At 73.1% G+C, this 19,131-nt stretch carries 16 protein-coding genes; 7 read left to right on the top strand and 9 right to left on the bottom strand.

What is annotated here, in order from left to right; all coding sequences use genetic code 11:
* Window positions 1-14: 14 nt before the first annotated feature.
* Both AC0HI0_RS20320 and AC0HI0_RS20315 read left to right on the top strand, forming a co-directional pair.
* The gene (locus tag AC0HI0_RS20320; protein ID WP_480933950.1) at window positions 15-974 is read left to right on the top strand and encodes a helix-turn-helix transcriptional regulator; all 960 of its coding nucleotides are present in this window, start codon (window positions 15-17) and stop codon (window positions 972-974) included.
* A gap of 280 nt (window positions 975-1,254) precedes the next feature.
* Window positions 1,255-2,631 (top strand): DNA/RNA non-specific endonuclease, encoded by a 1,377-nt coding sequence (locus AC0HI0_RS20315; RefSeq protein ID WP_480933949.1) that lies wholly within the window; start codon window positions 1,255-1,257, stop codon window positions 2,629-2,631.
* A gap of 22 nt (window positions 2,632-2,653) precedes the next feature.
* On the opposite strand, the gene AC0HI0_RS20310 is transcribed toward AC0HI0_RS20315, so the two are convergent.
* The 4 genes from AC0HI0_RS20310 to AC0HI0_RS20295 all read right to left on the bottom strand — a co-directional run bounded on the left by AC0HI0_RS20310 (window position 2,654) and on the right by AC0HI0_RS20295 (window position 6,697).
* Entirely contained in the window at window positions 2,654-3,217 is a 564-nt protein-coding gene (locus AC0HI0_RS20310) for a hypothetical protein (protein WP_480933948.1), read from the bottom strand.
* 217 nt (window positions 3,218-3,434) lie between these two features.
* Window positions 3,435-4,835, bottom strand: coding sequence for an alpha/beta hydrolase family protein (locus AC0HI0_RS20305; RefSeq protein WP_480933947.1), 1,401 nt, complete (start codon window positions 4,833-4,835; stop codon window positions 3,435-3,437).
* 81 nt (window positions 4,836-4,916) lie between these two features.
* Window positions 4,917-5,573, bottom strand: a complete 657-nt coding sequence (locus AC0HI0_RS20300) for a response regulator (protein ID WP_480933946.1) — start codon at window positions 5,571-5,573, stop codon at window positions 4,917-4,919.
* On the bottom strand, window positions 5,570-6,697 hold the full coding sequence (locus AC0HI0_RS20295; protein ID WP_480933945.1) for a sensor histidine kinase: 1,128 nt from the start codon (window positions 6,695-6,697) through the stop codon (window positions 5,570-5,572). Before AC0HI0_RS20295 ends, AC0HI0_RS20300 begins: the two co-directional genes overlap by 4 nt.
* A gap of 124 nt (window positions 6,698-6,821) precedes the next feature.
* Between AC0HI0_RS20295 and AC0HI0_RS20290 the strand changes: the two genes are divergently transcribed.
* Both AC0HI0_RS20290 and AC0HI0_RS20285 read left to right on the top strand, forming a co-directional pair.
* On the top strand, window positions 6,822-7,388 hold the full coding sequence (locus tag AC0HI0_RS20290) for a hypothetical protein (protein ID WP_480933944.1): 567 nt from the start codon (window positions 6,822-6,824) through the stop codon (window positions 7,386-7,388).
* A gap of 331 nt (window positions 7,389-7,719) precedes the next feature.
* On the top strand, window positions 7,720-8,397 hold the full coding sequence (locus AC0HI0_RS20285; protein WP_480933943.1) for a DJ-1/PfpI family protein: 678 nt from the start codon (window positions 7,720-7,722) through the stop codon (window positions 8,395-8,397).
* Between the two features lie 41 nt (window positions 8,398-8,438).
* On the opposite strand, the gene AC0HI0_RS20280 is transcribed toward AC0HI0_RS20285, so the two are convergent.
* On the bottom strand, window positions 8,439-8,861 hold the full coding sequence (locus AC0HI0_RS20280; protein WP_480933942.1) for a nuclear transport factor 2 family protein: 423 nt from the start codon (window positions 8,859-8,861) through the stop codon (window positions 8,439-8,441).
* Between the two features lie 47 nt (window positions 8,862-8,908).
* Here AC0HI0_RS20280 and AC0HI0_RS20275 point away from each other — a divergent pair, with 47 nt between their 5' ends.
* Window positions 8,909-9,421, top strand: coding sequence for a winged helix-turn-helix transcriptional regulator (locus AC0HI0_RS20275; protein ID WP_480933941.1), 513 nt, complete (start codon window positions 8,909-8,911; stop codon window positions 9,419-9,421).
* A gap of 15 nt (window positions 9,422-9,436) precedes the next feature.
* Here the strand turns inward: AC0HI0_RS20275 and AC0HI0_RS20270 are convergent, their stop codons facing one another.
* From AC0HI0_RS20270 to AC0HI0_RS20255, 4 genes are all read right to left on the bottom strand, one after another.
* Window positions 9,437-10,954 (bottom strand): fibronectin type III domain-containing protein, encoded by a 1,518-nt coding sequence (locus AC0HI0_RS20270; RefSeq protein ID WP_480933940.1) that lies wholly within the window; start codon window positions 10,952-10,954, stop codon window positions 9,437-9,439.
* 715 nt (window positions 10,955-11,669) lie between these two features.
* Window positions 11,670-12,443 carry a hypothetical protein gene (locus tag AC0HI0_RS20265; RefSeq protein WP_480933939.1) on the bottom strand — a complete coding sequence of 258 codons (774 nt, stop codon included), beginning with the start codon at window positions 12,441-12,443 and terminating at the stop codon, window positions 11,670-11,672.
* A gap of 642 nt (window positions 12,444-13,085) precedes the next feature.
* The gene (locus AC0HI0_RS20260) at window positions 13,086-14,144 is read right to left on the bottom strand and encodes a DUF6114 domain-containing protein (protein WP_480933938.1); all 1,059 of its coding nucleotides are present in this window, start codon (window positions 14,142-14,144) and stop codon (window positions 13,086-13,088) included.
* 56 nt (window positions 14,145-14,200) lie between these two features.
* The gene (locus AC0HI0_RS20255) at window positions 14,201-14,797 is read right to left on the bottom strand and encodes a DUF6230 family protein (protein ID WP_480933937.1); all 597 of its coding nucleotides are present in this window, start codon (window positions 14,795-14,797) and stop codon (window positions 14,201-14,203) included.
* A gap of 339 nt (window positions 14,798-15,136) precedes the next feature.
* On the opposite strand from AC0HI0_RS20255, the gene lepB reads away from it, so the two are divergent.
* Together lepB and AC0HI0_RS20245 are read left to right on the top strand one after the other, a co-directional pair.
* On the top strand, window positions 15,137-15,688 hold the full coding sequence (gene lepB, locus AC0HI0_RS20250; RefSeq protein ID WP_480933936.1) for a signal peptidase I: 552 nt from the start codon (window positions 15,137-15,139) through the stop codon (window positions 15,686-15,688).
* Window positions 15,689-16,083: 395 nt separating this feature from the next.
* Window positions 16,084-18,972, top strand: coding sequence for an AfsR/SARP family transcriptional regulator (locus AC0HI0_RS20245; RefSeq protein WP_480933935.1), 2,889 nt, complete (start codon window positions 16,084-16,086; stop codon window positions 18,970-18,972).
* The last annotated feature ends 159 nt before the right edge of the window (window positions 18,973-19,131 follow it).

The following is a 19,131-nucleotide window of genomic DNA, read 5'->3' as shown; positions in this document are numbered from 1 at the left end:
GTACGATCGAGGCCGTGTTGAAAACCTCGGCACGGCTGCTCGAACTGCTGTCGTTGCTCCAGCTCAAGCGCGACTGGACGAGCACCGAACTCGCCGGCCGGCTCGGCGTGAGCACGAGGACGGTGCGCACCGACATCGGCAAGCTGCGGTCGCTCGGCTACCCCGTGGCCGCGCAGCCCGGCGTGGCGGGCGGGTACCGGCTGGCCGCCGGGACGGCGATGCCCCCGCTGCTGCTCGACGACGACGAGGCCGTCGCCGTCGCGGTCGGACTCGGGGCGGTCGCGACCCAGCGGCTCGGCGTGGAGGAGACCTCGCTCACCGCGCTCGCGAAGCTGGAGCAGGTGCTGCCCGCGCGCCTGCGCCGGCGCGTGGAGGCGGTGCGCGAGGCGACGAGCGTCGTTCCGGCGGCGGGGCCGCCGCTCGAACTCCCGGTGCTCGGCGCGGTCGCCGCCGCGATCCGCGGCCACGAACGGCTCCGGTTCGGGTACACGAAACCCGGTGGCGAGCAGGAGGCGCGCCACACCGAACCGCAACGGCTGGTGAGCTGGGGAACCCTCTGGTACCTGCTGGCGTGGGACCTCGACCGCGACGACTGGCGGGTCTTCCGGGTCGACCGCATGGTCCCGCGCGCGCCGACGGGCGCGCGGTTCCGGCCGCGCGCGTTCCCCGAGGACGACGTCGTGGAGTACGTCGTCGGACGCATCAGCAAGGGGACCTGGAAGTACCGCGCCCGGGTGCTCGTGCACGCTCCCGCCGCGAAGGTCGCCGCGAAGGTCTTCATCCCGGTCGACATCGAGGTGGTCGACGAGTCCACGTGCCGGGTCGAGGTGGGCTCCGACGACCCGGACCGGCTCGCGCTGTGGCTCACGCAGCTCGACGTCGACATCGAGGTGATCGAAGGAGACGGGCTCGCGGCGGCGTTCGACCGCCTCGCGACGAGGCTCCGCCGCGCGGCGGGTGGCCCACGCGGGTGAGTCCCGGCAGTCGCCCGGCCGGCGATGTCGTCGAGTACCGGCAGCGGGAGCGTCCTCGACGCCGGGACGGGCAGCGCCGGCTGCCCGTCCGGCTGCCCTCGCGGCCAGTGCGGTGGTCGACAGCCCGGTGGGACGCTGCCTTGGGCCCACTGTCCAAAGGGGAATCATGCGCGCTACCCGTCGCGGGCAACCGTCCGAACGCGACACACCACCGAACCCGCCGCGCCGGACGCCGCCCGCAGCGGCCCTGGCGCTCCAGCGCACGGCGGGAAACCGGGCTGTGGCCGGGCTTCTCGGCCGGAACGTCACCGTGCAGCGCAAGTCGACCATCGTTGTCACACCCGACAAACCCGGCGCGGCAACACCGATCGACACGCTGACCGCCAAGCTCCACCCGTACTACGCCAAGGCGAGCGTGCCGGAGGCGTACGACTTCGGCACCGCCCTGCGCAACATCGATCCGGACGACTACGGCTCGGGCTACGCCAGGGCGGGCACGGCGGTCGCGCGGGTCGACCCCAAATCCCGCTCCAAAGCCGATTCGAAGAACCGCGACAACACCGTGATCGGACCCTACGGGCACTTCGGCGCGATGGAACGGGCCATCTTCAACCGGCAGGACCTCGGCAACACCTACGACGGCGGCCACCTGGTCGAGCACACCCTCATGGAGGGCCAGGACGCCGACATCCACGGCAACCTCGCGCCGCAGGAGAACAAGAACTTCAACCAGGGCCTGATGCGCGGCTGGGAGGCCATCGCCGAGGAACTGATGAAGGGCAACGACGTCTTCACCTACACGGTGACGGTGCGCTACACGCAGGATTCCTACGTGCGCACCGGCAAGCAACTGCGCAAGGCCGGTGTCGTCAAAGCCGGTCTGGTGTCGAAGCTGCCGGCGACCGGGCAGCACTCCCTCGCGCAGCTCGACGCGGAGGTGCTGACCTTCCAGCGCTGGGTCCCGTTCGAGTGGGAGGGCAAGGTCGACGTCGGCACGGGCCGGAACATGCCGCCCGTCCTGCTGACCAACGGGTCGCGCTACACGACCCTGCGCCAGGACCGCCAGAGCGCGCTCGCCGTGGTGGTCGACTCGGCCACCAACACCACCCGCACGGCCCCCGGCGTCCACGCGCACAAACGCCACAACTCCGGTTCCCTGGCGGGTTTCATCGAGACCGCCGCCGTGGTCCCGGGCGCGGGCAAGCTGTCGGTGGGCAACCAGCAGACCGTCGTCACCCACCTTTTCCAGCCCGAGCCGCAGGCCAAACGCGACCAGCCGCGCGGACCGGGGTTCGTCAAGAAGCGGCCCGGCCGGGTCGGTGCCGCGCTGAGGAGGACCACCCTCAAGGCGAACCTGCTCAACGCGCCGCTGTCGCTGTCGAAGATGTACCGGAGCATCCGCAAGCTCCGGCTCACCAAGACGATCGACAAGACCGCGCAGTCCTCGTGCGAGGGCTACCGGGTGCTGCGCACGTCCCGCATCCTCACCAACGGCAAGCAGGGCTACCTGCTGCTCAAGGCCATCGCGTCGACCACGATCACCGGCAAGCACTTCACCGCCGCGGACCTGGGCGCGGCGGTGAACGCGGCGGCGCTGCCCAAGTCCGTGACCGACAAGCTCCACCAACTGCCCTACGACCAGAACCTCGTGCTCTGAGTCGCCCCGTCGCCCCGGCGGCTCATTGCGGCACGGCGTCCACGGTCTGTGCGACGTTGCCGCTGTTGCACGTCGTCGTGGCGACGTTGGGCGCGTTCACGGCCTGCGTGCCGTAGACGACGTAGGTCGCTCCGCTCTGGAGGTTCTTGCAACCGATCTTGACCTTGTAGCGGCCGGTGTCGCACTGCGCCTTGCCCCGGCCGTAGTAGTGGCTGTTGCCCTCGTGCACCCATTCGATCCACGACACGCACCCGGTGACGCCCGCCGGCGGCGGGTCCTCCACCGCGTGGACGGACTGCGCGACGTTGCCGCTGTAGCAGGTCGTCGTTGCCGTGGCGGGCGCGTTCACGGCCTGCGTGCCGTAGACGACGTACCCCACGCCGGTCTGGAGGTTCGAGCAGACGATCTTGACCTTGTAGCGGCCGGTGTCGCATTGCACCTTGCCCCGGCCGTAGTAATGGCTGTTGCCCTCGTGCACCCACTCGATGGCCGTGGTGCAGCCGGTGGGAGCAGCCTGGGCGGACAGCACCTGATCAGCCTGGGCGGGCACCGCGAGGAAGCCCCAGCCGAGGATCGCGGCGGTCACCGTCAGAAGCGATTTCCTGATCAACACTGCCTCCTGGAGGCCGTGAGTCGGGGGAAGCCTGGCGCGATCGGGACGCTACCACCGCGATCCCGGCGTGCTCACCGCAAAACCGCAGCCGGGCAAGGAGACTTCGGCATCCCACGCCGTCCCAACCGGACGCTCCCCGTGCAGCGCGGCGCAGAGCGCCCGCCGGCAGCGCTTGCCCGGCCGGCCCGCGTCACGGCAGGAGCAGGCCCCAGTACAGCGCCCACGGCACGAACAGCGCCCCGCCCGCCAGCACCAGGCCCTGGCGCAGTCGGTCGGCCGATTCGCGCCACCGCCGCGCCACCAGCGGGGTGGCCACCACGACCGCCACCGCCAGCGCCTGGAACGCCAACCACACCACCGGCCGGTCGCCCAGCAACGGCCCGGCTTCCACCGTGTTCTCGGTCAGGCTGAACATCAGCGACGACAGGTAGCCCACCGTCCCCAGTGACCCGACCGTCCCGGCGACCACCAGCACCCGCGCGGGCCACGTGCCCGGACGCCGGCGGAACAGCCACAGCACCGGGTACGCGCCGAACAGCAGCACGAACAGGCCCAGGAAACCGAACTGGACCGGCGCGGACTCCCACCACGCGGTCGGTGCGACCTCGACCGACCGCCGGGCCTGCACGGGCGGCGGAGCGACCGATTCGCGGGGCGGGGTGCCGGCGGCGACCGCGGCCACCCAGTCGCCGACCGCGTCGGCGTAGCCGGGCACCAGATCGGGCAGGCGCTCGCCCTGCGCGTCGGCGCGGTGCATCGCGTGCCCGGCGTCGGGGATGAACTTGATGGTGTAGAACGGATTTCCGGCACGGGACAGGGTGTCGCGCAGGATCTCGGCGCTCTCCGCCGGCGGCACGGCGGTGTCGTGCTCGCCCCACAGCGCGAGCACCGGCTGCCGCACCCGGCTCAGCGGCGGTACCGGGTCGTGGTAGGCCGCGCCGAACATGTCCGCGTCGGAGATCATCCGGTGCCAGGTGGTGGGGAACGCGTCGGTGATCGAGCCGCCGACCCCGGTCCAGTCGAACTTGTTGGTCACGTTCCACACCTGCTGGCGCAGCGGCGGCAGCGCCGACCCGGCGGCCAGCACCACGAACTTCACGTCCGAGGACTTCGCCGCCGCGATCGGCACCACCCAGCCGCCCTCGCTCAGCCCCCAGACCCCGGCCTTCGCCGGGTCCACCTCGGGGCGGGCGCGCAGCACCGCGAACGCGGCCAGCGCGTCGTCGGCGAGCTGGTCGAAATCGCGGTGGAACGGCGTGTAGTCCTTCTCCCGCTTGTCCGGCGCGAGCACCACCATCCCCTGCCGCGCGAACGCTTCCGCCTCGCCGCGCAGGTGCTTCCGGTAGCCGGGGCCGCCGGTGCCCGACCCGTGCACGAGCAGCAGCGCGGGCAGCTTCCCGGTCGCGCCGCGCGGCGCGTAGACCGTGCCGCCCAGGACGAGTCCGTCCGACGTGCGGAAGTCCACTTCGGACGATGCGAGGTCCGGCGGGGTCGGCGACGGGGTCGGCGGCAGGTTCGGCGGCGCGGGCGCCACGGGTGCGACGGCCAGCACGGCGGCCAGGGCGAGGTTGACGATCACGTTGTCCCCCAAGGGTTTTCAGCGACACCGTGAATCCTGGCCGGTCGTGCCCGCCGGCACATCGCCCGCGTGACCGGGCCGGCCGCTCGCCCGTCAGGGGGAGCCGGGCACGATCAGACCGCTCTCGTAGGCGGTGATCGCGGCCTGCGCGCGGTCCCGCAGGTGCAGTTTGGACAGCACGTTGCTGACGTAGGTCTTCACGGTGTGCGCGCTGACCGCCATCGCGTCGGAGATCTCGGCGTTGGACAGGCCCCGGCCGAGCAGCACCAGCGCCTCCTTCTCCCGCGTGGTCAGCACGTCGAGGTCGGCGGTGACCGGCGCGGTGGGCCTGCGCCGCACCACGTCGTCGATCAGCCGCCGCGTCACCGACGGCGCGAGCAGCGCCTCGCCCGCCGCCGCGACCCGGACCGCGTGCGCGAGGTCGTCGCGCCGCACGTCCTTGAGCAGGAACCCGCTCGCCCCGGCGGACAGCGCCTCGTACACGTAGTCGTCCTGGTCGAACGTGGTCAGCATGACGACCCGCGTGCTGCTCTGCGCGCACACGATCCGGACCGCTTCGAGGCCGTCCATCCTCGGCATCCGGATGTCGAGCAGCAGCACGTCCGGCCGGTGCTCCAGCACCGCCGCGACCGCCTCCAGGCCGTCCGCCGCCTCGGCCACCACCTCGACGTCGGGCTGCGCGTCGAGGATCATCGCGAACCCGGCGCGCACCAGCTCCTGGTCGTCCGCGACCACCACGCGGACGGTCACCGCACACCCAGCGGCAGGCGCGCGGACACCCGGAACCCGTCGCCGCCGGCGGTGAACGACGCCGACCCGCCGCACGCCGCCGCGCGTTCCCGGATGCCGAGCAGACCATGGCCCGGCGTGGTGCCGGCAGCCGGGGAACCGTTGTCCCGCACGGTGATCACCAGCTCCGCGGCGGTCCACTCCAGGGCCACCGCGGCGGCGTCGCCGGTGCTGTGCTTGACCACGTTGGTCAGCGCCTCCTGCACGATCCGGTAGGCCGTCGCGTCCACCTGCGCGGACGGCTCGCGGCGGGTGCCGCTGGTGGTGAGGGTGACGTGCGGGCCGACCCCGGCGACCAGCTCGGGCACCCGGTCCACCGCCGGGCGGGCCGCCGAGTCGTCGGCATCGTCCTTGAGCAGGCCGAGCGTGCGGCGCAGCTGGGTCATGGCCTCGCGGCCGGAGGCGGCGATGGCGTCGAACGCGGCCACCGCCCGGTCCGGCGCGCTGCGCACCACCACCGGCCCGGCCTCGGCCTGCACGACCATCACGCTCACCGCGTGGGCGAGGATGTCGTGGGTGTCGCGGGCGATCCGGGCACGTTCCCGCGCGGCGGCGCGTTCGGCCTCGGCTTCGCGCTCGCGTTCCAGGCTCGCCGCGCGCTCCTCCAGCACGGTCGCGTAGGCGCGCCGGACGTGCGCCCCGCGACCCAACGCGTAGGCCGCGCCCCACAAGAACGCCTCGCGGATCGCGGTGTCGGCCGACCCGAGCAGCCCGCCGATGACCACGATCCCGGCTGCGGACACGGCGAGCGTGACAGTCCTGACCTCGCGCGGCGACAGGTCCGCGACGGTGTAGAACGCCAGCAGCGCGCCGAACCATACCGGCTGCTCGGGGCCGTGACCACCGACCACCGAGTACGCGGCGACACCCAGCGCCGTGGCGCACAGGCACCCCACGGGCACGCGCCGACGCCACAGCAGCGGCAGCGACGCCAGCAGCACCGGCAGGAACTGGAGCACCGTCCACGGTTGTCCCGCCCGGCCCGTGGTGAGCAGGAACGGGGCGGACTGCCCCGCGAACACGAGCACGGTGAGCATCACGTCGACCGACGCGGGTGACAGCGTGCGCAGGCGTTGCAGCGACATGGGACCCCCTCCGTCGCGGACTCTAACCCCGCCGCGCGGCCGGTGTCCTCGCCCGTGCGGACCAGGCCCGCGCTCCCTCCCGCCGGCGATGCGGCGGCCGGCCGGCGGCGGCAGGGTTCGTCCCATGAGAACCGTGATCACGCTGGTCACCGGGCCGGTGCTGCTGCTGGTCGGCGTGCTGCTGATGATGACCGACCTGTGGACGTTGTCCCACCTGGTGTTCCTGCTCGGCACGGTGCTGGTGCTGCCGGTGGCCGTCCGGCTGGACGTGCTGCTGCGCGACGCGAGCCCGCCGTGGGTGCGGGTGCCCGCCTTGGTGCTCACCGTGACCGGGGCGCTGGCGCTGGCGGGCCAGTTCGTCATCGACTTCACCGTGGTGCGGCTGGCGGCGGGGGACCGCGCGGCGGCGGGGGAGATGTTCGACGTGCTCCAGGACTCGCCGGTGTTCGCGCTGGTCTTCTACCAGGCCGGGCCCGCGCTGCTGTTCACCGGACTGGCGCTGGCGGCGGTGGGGCTGGTGAACCGGTCGTGGCGGTGGGCGGGCGGCCTGCTGGTGGCGGGCGCGCTGCTGATGGGCGCGGCCCGGATCACCGGACTGCGGCCGGGAGAGGTGCTGGGCCTGGGCCTGATCGTGGCGGCGCTGGTGCTCGCCGGCCGTGCGGCGGAGGCCCGGACCGCTGCTCGCGCCTGACCGTGCGCACCTCGACCGCTCGTCCCGATCGGACGCCCGGGGTTCCACCGGGAGTTCCCGCCTGACCTCCACTGGGGGTGGGGTCAGCCGGGACGTGCCGGGCGGTCCCGACGAGGTGACGCCGGGCCGGTGGGCCATGTCGGAGTGGCAGACCGGCCCGGCGTGGGCACTCGGGTCACGTCAAGGGGGGACGCACCCGACCGGACAGGTGGTCGGACGGACGGCCCGTTCGGTTCCCCGATGTCGCGCGGTTCACCCGTCCGGCGGACCGGGAACCGGGACGTGCGCCGATCCGACTGGTTCTACAACGAACCACCTGGGGAGGTCTTCGATGGAACGTCGCACGTTCATCCGGGCGTCGGCCCTGTCCGTGGGCGGGCTGGCCGCCGCCGGCCCGACCGCCACCGCCGCGAGCCCGCTGCGGGTGCAGGTCCTGATGTACGACGGGGTGGAGGAACAGGACTTCGCCGCACCCGTGGAAGTGCTCGGCCTGGCCGAGAAGATGGGAGGTGCCCTGCGCACGACCCTGGTGACTCCCGGCCGACCGGCCTCCGTGACGTGCACCTACGGCACGAGGGTCGACGTGGCCAGGAGTTGGGCCCCGCGCGAGGCCGACGTCCTGGTCGTGCCCGGCGGCGGGTACACCGACAAGAACGCGCCGGGCGTGCACCGCCTGATCGCCGACCAGTCGTTCCTGCGCCGCCTGGCCGGGTCGTCCGCGCTCCCGGTCGGCATCTGCACCGGCGTGATGGTGCTGTCGGCGGCCGGCCTGACCCGAGGCCGCCCGGCGACCACCCACAGCGGCGCGAAGGCCGACCTGCGCGCCCAGGGCGCGACCGTCGTGGACGCGCGGGTCGTGGACGACGACACCCTGATCACCGGCGGCGGGATCACGTCCGGGTTGGACGTGTCGTTGTGGCTGCTGGAACGCTTCCTGGGCGCGAAGTTCGCCCAACGGGTGGAGACCGTCCTGGAGTACGAACGGCGAGGAACCGTCTGGCGCGCCTGAACCCGAGGGCCTTGCGACGGCCGAAGCCGTCGCAAGGCCTTTCAGCGGCTCGCGGCCTTCTGCCGGCGCAGCGCGTCGTCGAGTGCGAGCGTGTCCTCCACGACGATGTCGTCGACCATGCGTCCCCAGCGCAGAGTGGCCCACTGCATCGCGGTGTTGCGGTAAAGCGACCCGTCCGCCAGCGTCCCCTCGACCCGCAACCGCACGGCCACCGTGGTGTGCCACGGCCACCCGCCCACCACGACGTCGTCCAGCCGCAGCCGCACCCCCGGCAGCCGCTCGGCGAACTTCGCGAACCACGCGCGGAACGCGTCCCGGCCGCGCACGTCCGCCCCCAACTCGGTGTCCCCGACGAACCGGAACCGCACGTCCGGCGCGGCCATCGCCACCGCCGCGCCGAAGTCCCCGGCCCCGACCTTCCGCCAGGTCTTGCGGACCACCGCCCGCACTGTCGCGTGATACATGGCAACCACGCTAGAGTTGTGACTTGCTTAAAGCAAGGGACGAGGTCATGACCAGAACCGACTTCACCGGGATCGCCTGTTCGATCGCACGCTCCGCCGCGCTCGTGGGCGATCCGTGGGCGCTGCTGATCGTGCGCGACGTGGCGCTGGGCCTGCACCGCTTCGACGAGCTGCAACGCGACCTCGGCGCGGCCACCAACGTCCTCACCCAGCGGCTGGACCGCCTGGTGGAGGGCGGCGTGCTGCGGCGCGAGCAGTACGCGCGCCGACCCGACCGGTACGAGTACCGGCTGACCGCGAAGGGCGAGGACCTGGTGCCCGTCCTGCTCGCCCTGACCGCGTGGGGCGACCGCTGGGAGGCGGGCGAGGCGGGCCCGCCGCTCGTCGTCCGCCACCACACGTGCGGCCACCCCACCAGCGCCGCCGTGACCTGCCGGTCGTGCGGCGCCGACCTGGCCGCCGACCAGGTCGACTACCTGCCCGGACCGGGCGGTCGCGCCGGCCGGGGCACCGCCCTGATCGCCGGCCTGCTCACCGACCCGACCTCGACCCGTGACTGAGACCGGCGCGGCGGGTCAGAAGGTGTCCGGGTAGCCGGGGTCGACGACGGGCGACGTCGTGCCGGTCCAGGCCGAGCCGTCGAACCGGTCGCACCGGATCCGGTCGCCGACGCCGACGCGGCGGCAGTGCTGCACGCCGCCCTCGGCGGTGGGCAGCCAACCCCGGTCGGCGGCGTCGCCCCACTCGCCCGCCGGGGAGAAGGAGCTGCGCCAGCCGGCGGCGGTGAGCGTGGTGCAGACGAGTTGCTCGGCGACGCTCCCGGTCCGCGCGCACAGCGCCGGCCCGTCCTCGGTGACCAGGAACGCGCGGTTGTCCGGGTGGCCGGGGTCGATCTTCGGCGAGATCACGGTGCTCCACCCGGTGCCGTCGTAGCGGTCGCAGCGGATGTGCTCCGGCAGAGCGCCGCTCAGGCCGCAGTAGGACACGGTCCCGTCCCGGTTGACCAGCCAGCTGCGGTCCTCGGGGTAGAGCCAGTCACCGGACGGTGAAGCGGAGGTCTTCCACCCGGTCGGGGTGGAGACCGTGCAGGTGAGCCACTGGTTCGTGGTGATCCCGGCGCGCCCGCACAGCGCGGGCCCCTCCCGGGTGGCCAGGAACGTGCGGTTGTCGGGGTAGCCGGGGTCGACCTGCAACGAGATCGCCGTGGTCCACGCGGTGCCGTCGTAACGGTCGCAGCGGACCTGGTTGCCGCTGCCGCTCAGCCCGCAGTGGTTCGCGTTCCCCTTCTGGTCGACCAGCCAGGTCCGGTCCCGGGGGTAGAGCCAGTCGCCGGAGGGCGAGGCGGAGGTTCTCCAGCCGGTCGGGGTGGACACGGTGCAGGTGAGCCACTGGTTCGTGGTGATCCCGGCGCGCCCGCACAGCGCCGGGCCGTCCTTCGTCGCCAGGAACGTGCGGTCTTCCGCGTAACCGGGATCGATCGGCGCGGAGATCGCGGTGGTCCACGCGGTGCCGTCGTAACTGTCACAACGGGCCTGGTTGCCGCTGCCGCTCAGCCCGCAGTAGGTCGGGTTCCCGTACTGGTCGACCAGCCAGGTCCGGTCCTGCGGGTAGAGCCAGTCGCCGGAGGGCGAGGCGGAGGTCTTCCAGCCGGTCGGGGTGGAGACCGTGCAGGTGAGCCACTGGTTCGTGGTGATCCCGGCGCGCCCGCACAGCGCCGGCCCGTCCTTCGTCGCCAGGTGGGCGCGGTCTCCCGCCTCCCTCGCGGTGGACACCCGCACGGCGGTGGGCGGCGAGGAGCCGTTCCAGTTGATCGCGATCACTTCGTAGTAGTACGACTGGCCGGGCGAGACCTGCATGTCCAGGTAGGTGTAGGGCGTGCTGGAATCGTGGGCCCGCAACGTGGACTTGAGCTGTCCGTCGCGGTACAGCAGGTAGTCCCCCACGCCGGAGGAGTCCGCCCACCAGCTCAGGTTGACCCGAGAACCGTGCTCCAACACGGTGATCGGTCCGGGCTGGGGCAGGTCCCCCACGGCCGTCCGGTGTTCCGCACCGGCCGCCGCAGCCGGTGTCGTGCCGAGGGACGTCGTTGCCACCAGCAGTGCCGCAGCGAGCAGCTTCGGCCAGAAACCGCTTGTCCCGCCCCGAATTCGTCGAACGCGCACGCGAACCTCCAAGCGAACGATGTCGCCTGTGCCATCGGCCCGGGCAGGCGCGCCCCTTAGCTCCACGGTCCCGACGCCAACCGATCGGCGCAGACCCACCCCGCACCGATCGTGTTGCGCCTCCCCGGGGGCGCAACACGTTGCCCCCGAACGGCATCACCGCGAAACGACGCGGGCCCGCAGCGGAAACCGCCGGAAGTCCGCGTCGCCCACTGCCGGCCGGCTGAGCCGTCGCAGGCGAACTGGACCATCTGCCGGCCCCGGCCCTGGAAGCCGTCGATGCACTTGCTGCTGCCGGCGTCGCGGAGTCGGTGGGTGTTGCCGGCCACCTGTTCGCGGTACCACTTCTGCGGCGGTCCGGCTCAGGCGATCAACGTGTGCATCGCGACCGCCACGCCGAGTCCCAGCACGATGCCCGCGGTCGGCCCGACACCGGCGTTCCCAACGGCTCCAACGGCGATCGAAGCCGTCCCGATTACCGCCCAACGCAACGGGAGACGTTCAGGCTGCGCCTCGCTACCAGCTTTTTTGGCCGGACCAGCCGCCTCTGGACCTGGTTCTGGAGTACGTTTCTTGCGCAATATCCGGAACACGGCTCCTCTGTTCTCTGCGGTGTGGCAAATTGATGCGCCCGACCTCGTCGGAGTCATCGCCTGGCGCGCTGCGGGTGTGGTGCTGCGGCGCTACGGAAAGGCACCTTTCCGTAGCGCGGATGAATCGACTTGGGTGGCCGCTGTCTGTCCAGCCAGAAAGGCAACTGCTCGCGCTGTTGTCGCACCTTCGAACGCGGCTCTTTCGTCTCCATCGTGAGACGACGTGACGCGAATCCCAGCCCGAATGCGCCGAGGCGGTGGTTACCGGTGACCCACGTCATGTCGACCGGGTAGTGGTCCGAAATCGGGTCTTGGGTCGGGCGACCCGCCCATCGGTCGAGTAGGCGCTGTCGACCCCTGGCGGAGATGTACTTGCCGTACCAGCGGAGTCCGGGTTCGAGCATGGGTTTTCGCCCACGCGGCGGCGGAGCGAGTTTGGGCCGGTGGGCGTCATTGGTCGCCGCAGCGCGGGTGCGCTGCCGGTAGGCGGCCTGCTTGCACGCGTCACTGCAGTACACGCGTGGACGGCCAGTCGGCGCCTGCGACAGCGGCGCAGTGCAGTGCGGGCACCGCCGCAGGCTCGCGACACCGATGCGTCGCGCCGCCGCACGCAATACCTGGGAGTGGCTGGGGCCGTGCTCGGTGAGCAGCTCCTCCACGAGTGCCTCGCCGCCCGGATCGGCCCGGATCGTCTCCAAAGCCGAACCCAACAGCGCTTTGACGTCGAAGGTGCTGGTGTTCAGGCGCGCGACGAGACTCGCCACCGAGGTGCCGTAACCGGCAGCAGCCAGTATCTCGACCAACTCCGGTGGGAGCGCGCGCAGCACGTCGTCGAGGGCATCGCGCCCGGCGTATCGCGCCGTTGGGTCACTGTGCGGACGGCTGCGTCGTCTGGCTCGCATCGCTCACCTCCCTTGCCGCAGCGGCGGCTTCGGACATCGGTCCTCCATGCATTGAGAACGACAAAGCGCCCCCGGTGTGGACCGGAGGCGCTGGGAGTCGGCGGGGACGAAAAAACCCGCCTCGGCGAGGCGGGTCCGATGGCGGACACAGCAGTGCCCGACCCGGTGTCAGCGTACAACGAACGTGCGGCATTCGGAAATCCGCTGGTCAATCACCGAATGTGGATGTGCCGCCCCTGTCCTGGCGGTCCGCCCGTGCAGATCCGGTTTCGTAACGCGGTGGTGCGTGCCCTCGCTGACGGGACATTCCCCTCGGTCTTGCGAGTCCTCCTCGTGTCGTCGGGTCGACGGACGCGGACGGGCCGCCGGTTCACCCGAGCGGGCGTGGGTGCGTACCACGTCGTCCCGCGCGTCGGGTCGGGTGTCCCGGGATGTGGGCGGGGTGAACCGGGGCGGTGGGTTGCGGCGTAATGGAATCGGAGCCGGGCGGCTCCGGTCTGAGGGCGGCGTCGAATCCATCGGCGCCTGGCAGGGCACCGCCGTCCGCGGACCGCGGGGGTCGGGGGATCACAGCCCCCGGCCCCCTGGCCCGGACAGGGTCATCCGGCCGGGGTTGGCGCGGCCTCCTGGTTCGTAGTACGGGATCCGGAGGTGGTGGCCGGTCATGCCGATCAGCAGGTACTCCAGGTGCGGCGGCGGGACGATCACCGGGAGCGGGCCGCACTGGAACGGCTTCCACGCGCCGGGGTGGCAGGTCGGCGTGAACGTGATCAGGTCCGCGGTCATCCTGGTCAGGTAGAGGTCGACCTTGTCGTCGCCGATCGAGCGGAAGCTCGCGTTGTCGGTGAACGGGGCGGCTTCTTGGCGCAGGGTGAACGTGACGCCGTTGCTCGCGGTGGCGGTGAGCGTCAGGTCCGAGTGGGCGGTGAAGTCGTCGAGCGACCAGTGCATCACCTCCACCTGGCGGGTGCGGCCGGACGCCTCGGTGACGGCGATGGTCTCGTTGCCCCGGTAGGACAGGCCGCCGACCCAGCCCGCGCCGGCCGTGATGGTGATCTCGGTGGCGGTGGTGGGGGAGGCCGGGGCCGCCTGCGCGGTGGGGGCGGCGAGCGCGGTGACGCCCAGGAGACCGGCCAGGATCGACGTCCGGAACGCCTTGCGCCGCACGGACTTCGCGGGTTCGGCGTCCGCCGGGAGCGCGGGGGGCGCGGGCTCGGCGTCGGGGGAGGTGTCGGCGGGTTCCCGGGGGTCGGCGTCGGCGGGGCGCTTGGGGCGGGGTTTGCCCCAGGACGCGGCCATCGCGCCGCCGAGCACGGCGAAGAACGTGCCGAGGAAGAAACCGCCCAGGTTCACCAGCGGGAACGCGGCCAGGCCCACCAGGACCGCGATCAGGCCGGCGATCACCCGGGTCACCGGGGTGAACCAGACGCTCAGGCCGAGCACCACCAGGATCGAGCCGAGCAGCACGCCGGACACGCCGCCGGTGCCGCCGCCGAGCACGACCTGGATCGCCATCAGCGGCACCACCAGGATCGGGGCCGCGCCGACCAGGATGAGCAGGCCGCCCCAGAACGGGCGGGTGCGGCGCCAGCGGCCGAACGCGCGCCACCAGTCGGACAAACGCATGGAGCCTCCCCGGAGGACGGGCGGGGACGCGGGCGAAGCGCGTCCCCGCCCGGCGGTCAGCAGGACGAACGTCCGGGCGTGACGCCCAGCTTCAGGTTGTCGAGCTTGAACGTGCCGCCGATCGCCGCCGACAGGGCGCTCGCGTCCAGGTCGCCGATCTTGGCGGTGTTCGCCTGGAGGCCGAAGTTGCTGGTGTTCTGCTCGGCCCGCACGCCGGCCGGGCCCTGGTCCAGCGCCGCCTTGTCCACGCCGAGCTTGAGCTGGGTGAACTCGACGTTGCCGGACAGCTCCTTGGCGTCGAGCAGGAGGTTCTCGGCGAGGATCTCCCGGGTCCTCGGGTCCGCGTCGCCGGCGTTGATCTTCAACGTGAACTCCACGCCGAGCACGGACGGGGTCATCGCCGCGCACAGCCCGCTCAACTCCGCGGTGCTGAACCCGGCGTAGGCCACGCCCTGCGCGCCCCGGGAGGACACCACGCCGGCGAACCCGGTGCCGTTGACGTCCTGGGACTTGAGCTGGATGGGCACCCCGGCCACCGCGAACGACGCGGCGAGCAGGCTGTTGGCCATCGCCGCGGTCATGGCCGCGACGACGGCCAGGCCGGGCAGCGCGACGAGCGCGGCCCGGCCCCAGCGTGTTCTGCCTTCCTCCATGTGCGAACTCCCTCCTGCACGCTCCGCTGCGCGCGTTCCGGCCGTCGGGGCGTGCGCCGGCCCTCCGGGACTGCCGGAGAGCCGGTGCGCCGGGACGGGTCGCCAGATCGTGCATCGGAGACGCCGGTCACACAAGTGTCCGTTTGAGCAGGTCGGAGCCGTGATCCGAGGTCGCATGTAACTTCCGGTAACGGACTCCGATACCAGCAGTACTGGTTAGTACCGGAAAACCCCGGTACCGGTCCGGCGACGGCCCGGCGGACTACTGTCGGTAACAGTGAGACTTGAAGTAACAGTTACGCAACATCACAGATACTTCGGCCGAACGGGGGGACGCGGATGCGCTGGTGGGCGGTGGGCGCGGCGGCGGTCGCCGGACTCGCGCTGCTGACCGGTCTGGTCGGGTACGCGCTGTCCGGCCCGGTCGAGGGCGACAGCATGAAACCCGCCCTGCACGGCGGCGACCGGGTGATCGCGGACCCGTTCGGCGACCCCGTGCCGCACCGGCTGGACGTGGTCGCGCTGCACCCGCCCGGCCGCACCGCCACGGTCGTCAAGCGGGTGGTCGGCGTGGCCGGCGACCGGGTGCGGATCAGCGGGGCCCGGGTCCTCGTGCAGCCCGCCGGGCAGGGGCCGTGGCTGGTGCTGGAGGGGACCGGCGGCGACGCGGGGCCGTGCTGCACGGCCGACGGCAAGGCCGGCGAGGACGCCGCGGTCCTCGTGCCCGACGGCGGGTACTTCGTGCTGGGGGACAACCTGACCGCGTCCACCGACTCCCGCGAGTACGGGTTCGTCGCGCGCGGCGACCTGGTCGGCGTGGTGTGGCGGCGGGTGTGGCCGCCCGGGGCGCTCGGCGAGGTGCCCGCGCCGCGCCTGGTGCCGGCCGGGTGAGCCCTCCGCCGGAGCATTCGTCCGGAACGGGTGACACATTCCGGCCGGGGTCGACACAATGACCGGAGGGGTCGGCCGTGGCCAGCGCCGGCACAGCCACGGCGACCGTCTCCGGGTTCGTCGTCGGCGGCGCGGTCATCACGACCGACGAGGCGACGGCGGCCGCGGTCCGGGTGCCGGCTGGGCGGCTCCCCCCTGGTGGGCCTCCGGTCGACTCCGTTCCGATGTCGCGCGCAGCACGTCGACGAACGGTGGAATTCTGCGGGTCCGGACCTGCGTGGCGCTGTCACCACGCTTTAGCGCCTGGTCAGCGGCGAGGTGCGCTGGACCTGCCGGAGTAGGGGCGACTACGCTGTTCGGCTTGGACCGGGCGGCTCGGTGCGGGGAGGCTCCGCGTGTTGTCAGGTATCCGCTATGCCGCGCTGGGCCCGCTCACGGCGTGGCGCGCGGACCGGAAGATCGAACTGGGCTGGGCCAAGCAGCAGGCCGTGCTCGGCGTGATGCTGCTCGAACTCAACCGGCCGGTGCCGATGAACCGGATCATCGAAGGGGTCTGGGGCGACCGGGGCCCGCGTGACGCGCGCAACGCCGTGCAGACCTACATCAGCCGGTTACGCCGGGTGCTGCGGGTGCCGCAGGCGCCCGGCCCGCTGGTGTTCACCGAGGGCGGCTACCTGCTCCAGGGCGACCCGGCGGACCTCGACGTCGTGGTGTTCGACCAGCACTTGGACGCCGCGCACGCCCGGTACCGGGACAACGACGTGCGCGCGGGCGCGGAGCACGTCGACGCGGCCCTGGCGCTGTGGCGCGGCGAGCCGTTCAGCGGCCTGGGCGGGCCGCTGCTCGACGCCGAGCGCCGGCGGCTGCGCGAACGGCACCTCAGCGCGCTGGAACTGCACGCCCGGATCGCCCTGGACCTCGGCCGCACCACGGAGAGCGTCGCCGACCTGACCCGCCTGGTCGCGGCGAACCCGCTGGAGGAACGGCTCGGCGCGCTGCTCATGCTCGCGCTCTACCGGGCGGGCAGCCGCGCCGCCGCGCTGGACGTCTTCCAGACCACCCGCCGCCGGCTCGCCGACGAACTGGGCGTCGACCCCGGCGACGAGTTGCAGGCGCTGCACGAGCGGATCCTGCGCGGCGACGCCGGCCTGGCCGCCCCGGCGGCCCGACCCCGCACCCGCAACACGCTGCCCCGCGACGTCACCGACTTCACCGGCCGCGAGCCCGAGCTGGGCCGGCTGCTGGCCACCGACCGGCGGGACGCGAACCCGACCGCGGCCGTGGTGTGGGCGGTCGACGGGCCGCCGGGCGTGGGCAAGTCGGCGCTGGCCGTGCACGCCGCCTACCGGCTCGTCGACCGCTACCCGGACGCGCAGCTGTTCGTCGACCTGCGCGGGCACGTCGCCGGGCACCGGCCGGTCGAGCCCGCCGCCGCGCTGGACGCCCTGCTGCGGGCGCTGGGCGTGCCCGGCGAGCGGATCCCGGCCGACCTCGACGCGCGGGCCGGGCTGTGGCGGGCCGAACTCGCCGACCGGGCCGCGCTGGTCGTGCTGGACGACGCCGTCGACGCCGCGCAGGTCCGCCCCCTGCTGCCGGGCACCGGCCGGTCGCTGACCCTGGTCACCAGCAGACGTCGGCTGGTGGACCTGGCGGCGTCGCGCACGCTGTCGCTGGACGTGCTGCCGGAGGAGCACGCGGTCCGGCTGTTCGCCCGGATCGTGGACGACGGCCGGGCCGCCGACGAGCCCGAGTCCGTGGCCGAGGCGGTGCGGCTGTGCGGCCGCCTGCCGCTGGCGATCCGGCTGGCCGCCGCGCGCCTGGGCACCCGGCCCGCGTGGACCGTGGCGCACCTGACCGGGCGGCTGCGCCGGGACCGGCTGGACGCGGTGACCGCCGCGTTCACGCTGTCCTACGAGAACCTCACGGTGGAGCAGCGCCGGCTGTTCCGGCTGGTCGGCCTGCACCCCGGGCCGGACTTCGACGCCTCGGCCGCCGCCGCGCTGGCCGACCGGGACGTCGACACCGCCGAGCGCCTGCTGGAGAACCTGGTCGACGTGCACCTGGTCGGCCAGCACCGGGCGGGCCGCTACCGGTTCCACGACCTGGTCCGCGACTTCGCCCGGGACGCGGCGCGGCGCAACGAGGCCGAGGCCGACCGGCACGCCGCCGCCCGCCGGCTGGCCGAGTACTACACCGGGGGCGCGCGGGCGGCGACCCGCAGCCTCGCGCCGCGCGAGCAGGAACCTGCCGACTACGACCGCGCGCTGGCGTGGCTGGACACCGAGCGGGCCAACCTGCTGGCCGCCACCCAGCCCCGGGTGATCGCGCCGGTCCTGCACCGGTACCTGCACCTGCGCAGCCACGTGGCCGATGCGCTCACCGTGGACACCTGGGCGCTGGCCGCGGTGCACGACCGGGCCGAGGAGGGCGCGGCGTGGCAGCGGCTGGGCGCGGACCACCACCGGCTGGGCCACCACGACCAGGCGCGCGGCTGCCAGGAGCGGGCCAAGGAGATCTTCACCGACCTGGGCGACCGGGACCGGGTCGCGGACACCCTGCGCGAGCTGGGCGTGCTGCACGGCCTGTCCGGGCGCCCGGCGGCGGCGGCCGAGGCGAACCTGGAGGCGTTGCTGATCAGCCGGGAGCTGGGCAACCGGGTGGCCGAGGTGGAGGCGTTGACCAACATCGGCTCCGCGTACCGGCGGCTGGGCCAGTACGACCGGGCGCTGGAGCACCTGGGCGAGGCGCTGGAGCTGGCCCGGTCGGTCGGCCACCGGATCGGCGAGGGCGTCGCGCTGTGCGAGCTGGGCGCGACCCAGAACGGCATGGGCCGCCACGAGGAGGCGCTGGACGACCACCGCCGGGCGCTGGCGATGGCCCGCCGCAACGGCCACCGGCTGGACGAGGGCCACTCGCTGACCCGGATCGGCGTGGTCCACCTGCGGCTGGGCGACCGCCCGGCGGCGCTGGAGCACCTGAACCGGGGGCTCGACGCCGCCCGCCGCGACGGGTTCCGCACCGGCGAGGGCGAAGCGCTGCTGGCCCTGGGCGAGGCGCACCTGAGCCTGGAGCACCCGGACGAGGCCGCCGACTGCTACCGCCGCGCGCTGGTCATCGCCCGCGACACCGGCGACCGGTCGCAGGAGGCGCAGGCGCTGCTCGGCCTGGGCCGGGCCGACCCGGCGGCCGCGCGGGCACACTGGGAACGCGCGCTGGCCCTGCACGCGACGATGGAGGTGCCGGGGGCGGACGAGGTCCGCGCCGGCCTGGCCGCCCTGCGCTGAACCGGCGCGGACCGCCCGGTACCGGGGGCGGGTCGGGCCGCGATCGGGCACAGTGGCGGTCCGGGCCCGCCGCACCGCCGGGGTTCCGGTATCGGCCCGGTACCCCGCGCACCACCCGGAAACCGCTCCTGACCTGCGTATTGCAGCGCGGTGCAAGCC

This window comes from Saccharothrix sp. NBAS 001 (assembly GCF_056640475.1).
This window is presented reverse-complemented; position numbering and strand designations above follow the sequence as displayed.